The sequence below is a fragment of the Rubellimicrobium aerolatum genome, from assembly GCF_017872975.1.
GTDB lineage: Bacteria > Pseudomonadota > Alphaproteobacteria > Rhodobacterales > Rhodobacteraceae > Rubellimicrobium > Rubellimicrobium aerolatum.
The window spans coordinates 1-1,248 of the sequence record NZ_JAGGJP010000055.1; the positions used below are offsets into that span (position 1 = coordinate 1).

The window sequence follows — 1,248 nt, forward strand, 5'->3', positions numbered from 1 at the left end:
TGGCCTGCCTCCCGAAATCGGATCCATCTGCAATGTCAGCGGAGCTGACGATGAGGATGCATGCCGAAGAAGAAACACAGCCCCGAGGAGATCGTCACCAAGCTGCGCCAAGTGGACGTGATGACGTCGCAGGGTCGCACGGTGGGCGAAGCCATTCGGTCCATCGGGGTAGCCGAGGCGACGCATCATCGCTGGCGCACCGAGTTTGGCGGGCTCAAGCTCGACCAGGTCCGCAGGCTCAAGGAACTGGAACTGGAGAACAGCCGGGTGCGCAAGGCCGTCTCCGATCTCACGCTCGACAAGCTGATCCTGACGGAGGCGTTGTCGGGAAAGTAATCAGCCCCTCGCGCCGCCGTCAGGTCGTCGAGCAGGTCTGCTCAGAACTCGGTGTGTCTGAGCGGCGGGCCTGCAAGGTCATTGGCCAGCCGCGCTCCACGCAGCGCCGCGTGCTGAGAGTGGCCGATGATGAAGAGCGGCTCACGGCCGCGATCGTCGAGCTTGCGACCCAGTACGGGCGTCACGGCTACCGCCGCATCACCGCTCTCCTGCGCCAGGCAGGCTGGCTGGTGAACAAGAAGCGGGTGGAGCGCATCTGGCGACGCGAGGGGCTGAAGGTGCCAAGACGACAACCCAGGAGGGGGCGGCTGAGGCTCGACGATGGCTCCCGCCTCCGGCTCAGGCCGGAGAGGCCGAACCATGTGTGGGCCCATGACTTCGTGCAGGACCGGACGCACGACGGGCGCAAGTTCCGGATGCTGTGCGTCGTCGACGAGTTCACCCGCGAGGCGCTGGCCATCAGGGTGGACCGCAAGCTCGGCTCGGCCCAGGTCATCGAGACCCTGGCCGAGCTCATGCTCGAGCGCGGCGTGCCCGAGCACATCCGCTCGGATAATGGGCCGGAGTTCGTGGCCCAGGCGGTCCGTGACTGGATCGCCGCCGTGGGCTCCAAGGCCGCCTTCCTCGAGCCCGGCTCACCTTGGGAGAATGGATGTGTCGAAAGCTTCACCTCGAAGCTCCGCGACGAGCCGCTCAACGGCGAGATCTTCTACTCGCTCCGGGAGGCCCAGATCCTGATCGAAGGCTGGCGCCAGCACTACAACAGCATCCGCCCGCACCCAGCCCTGCGGTGGACGCCACCCGCGCCCGAGGTCCGGCTCGCCACGCTCCAAATCTGGCCGGCTACAACGCTAGCCTACCATGCCCCGACGAGCTATCATCGACCCTGGAGCCGTGATCGGGGTCCAGCCA

Annotated in this window: 1 protein-coding gene; it reads left to right on the plus strand. The window is 66.3% G+C overall.

The genetic code is table 11. The features are described from left to right. Nucleotides 1-60: 60 nt before the first annotated feature. A protein-coding gene (locus J2Z33_RS18070) for an IS3 family transposase (RefSeq protein ID WP_377110501.1) occupies nt 61-1,248 on the plus strand; the annotation gives its coding sequence in 2 pieces (ribosomal slippage) (nt 61-325 and nt 325-1,248; 1,189 coding nt annotated over the 2 pieces). This gene is flagged as partial in the annotation.